The sequence below is a fragment of the Chthonomonas sp. genome (assembly GCF_035294505.1).
Taxonomy (GTDB): Bacteria; Armatimonadota; Chthonomonadetes; order Chthonomonadales; family Chthonomonadaceae; genus Chthonomonas.
Window position 1 is genome coordinate 1 of record NZ_DATGKU010000011.1, and the last position, 2,128, is coordinate 2,128.

The 2,128-nt window shown below is 54.1% G+C and carries 2 protein-coding genes; both read left to right on the forward strand.

Going from position 1 to position 2,128, the window contains the following annotated elements; genetic code table 11:
• Positions 1–640: FGGY-family carbohydrate kinase (locus VKV18_RS00335; protein ID WP_324202237.1), on the forward strand; the 640-nt coding region annotated here is incomplete at its 5' end.
• Positions 641–872: 232 nt separating this feature from the next.
• Positions 873–2,128, forward strand: a 1,256-nt coding sequence (locus VKV18_RS00340) for a DNA methyltransferase (RefSeq protein WP_324202238.1), incomplete at its 3' end; no start/stop codon positions are given.

Consider the following 2,128-nt stretch of genomic DNA (forward strand, 5'->3'; position numbering starts at 1 on the left):
CACCAACGAGGGGGGCGTTTGTGGCACTACACGGCTGCTTAAGAACATCATGGGGCTGTGGTTGGTACAGGAGTGCCGTCGGGCCTATGCGCGCCGTGGCCAAGACCATAGCTATGCCGAACTAACCCAAATGGCCGAACATGCCCCGCCGTTTGGTTCTCTCATAGACCCCGACGACCCCTCTTTTTTGGCACCGGCGGACATGGTGGAGGCCATCGCCAATTTCTGCCGGCGAACCGGACAAAACCCGCCGGAGGGCATCGGTGCCACCGTTCGCTGCTGCCTCGAGAGCTTGGCACTGAAATATCGGCGTACCTTAGAGCTTTTAGACGGTTTCCGGGGGCGTCCACATGCCGTCATTCATGTGGTTGGAGGCGGCACACAGAACCGGCTGCTGTGTCAACTTACCGCCGACGCCCTGCAACGACCGGTGATCGCGGGGCCGGTGGAGGCCACGGCTATCGGCAACGTGCTGATGCAGGCGATGGGCCGCGGCGAGATCGGCTCGCTGGAGGAGGCGCGTGCCATTGTAAGAACCTCTTTCCCACTGGAGACCTATTCTCCGGCCACTACAACCAAAGACCGTTGGGAGGAGGCCTACTCTCGCTTCCGCAAGCTCTGCGGCATGGAGGATTCTTAAAAAATGCTGTTGGAGCCTGCCACGCTTCGCTCGGCGCGGGCAGAGTGGTGGGAAAACTAAATCCCTCTGCATGCTTTCGCCTCAAGCAGAGGCGACACTCTCCATCTCAATCGCTCCGTGGGGTTCGGACAGGAAGCTCTTAGAGCCTTTGTCTTCAGAGAGAGGCTGCCATAGGTATACTTTACCGATAGCGCAGAGTATCCGTTGAGAATGTGGGGGTAAAGGCGAAGGTATGTCGGATGATCTTGAGTTAGTTACCTTAGAAGAGGCGGCGCGTATTGTGGGCAAAACACCCCACAATATTCGCGACTATATTCAGCGAGGCCGTATTGCCAAGTACAGTCCTGATGGAGAGAAGATCACTCGTGCGAGCAGTGGCCAGCTTCGGGTTTCGCTCAAAGAGTTGCGCATTTTTCTCTCCCTCATTGAGCAGGGGCTAGAAAAGCATCATCATGCCGGGCTTCATCCTGAGCTTGGTTTTTACCAAGTGCCGGAATACGAACGCACGAAACACGTCCATCGGTTGCACCCCTATCTCGGGAAGTTCATCCCTCAGCTTGTCGAGTGGTTTCTTGCCCGCTTTTTCTGCCCTAAGGATGTCATCTTAGACCCCTTCATGGGTTCTGGAACCACGTTGGTGCAGGCCAACGAGATGAACATGCATGCCATAGGGGTTGAAATCTCGCCCTTTAACTGCCTGATCGCGCGCGTCAAAACGGCCAAGTACGACATCGCGAAAGCCTGTTTTGAAATCCTCGATATCGAAAAAAGAACGACCCTTTTCTCCAATACCCTGCTCGGCTCCTCTGCGGATAGCCTTTCGCTGTTCCCAGAAGAACAAGGCGGTTTTAATCTGGAAGAGTTCAACGCGCTGAAAGAGAGTTTGTTGAATGAGTGCTGTAGTGAATATCTACGTACATGGTTTGCCCCTCGTGCCCTGTTGGAGATGCTGTACTATCGTAAACTTATCGAGGATTATCACTACCAAGACCTCTTGCGGGTTGTACTGAGCCGTGCCGTACGCTCGTCTCGGCTGATTCCTCACTACGATCTGGCCACTCCAAAGGCCCCATTACCGGTGGGTAAGGAGTACTGGTGTAGGAAGCACAACCGCTACTGTATTCCCATAGACAATTGTATCGAAAAGATACATGCCTACAGCGAAGACACGGCTCGCCGGATCGCCCAGTTCGATAAGCTGCGTTCAGACTGTGCGGTGACGATTCTTCAGGCCGATTCGCGTACGGTAAATCTCAGAGAAGAATTAATTCGCTCTGGATCGGCCGAGCTGTTTTTAAGGGAAGGCGAACGCTTTATTGACGGCATTTTTACCTCTCCACCCTACGTAGGGCAGATAGATTATCACGATCAGCACATCTACGCCTATGAACTGTTTGGTTTTCCGCGAAAGGATGAGTTGGAGATAGGCCCCAAGCGAAAAGGCAAATCACGTCGTGCCCAGCAAGACTATGTGCACGACATCGCGGC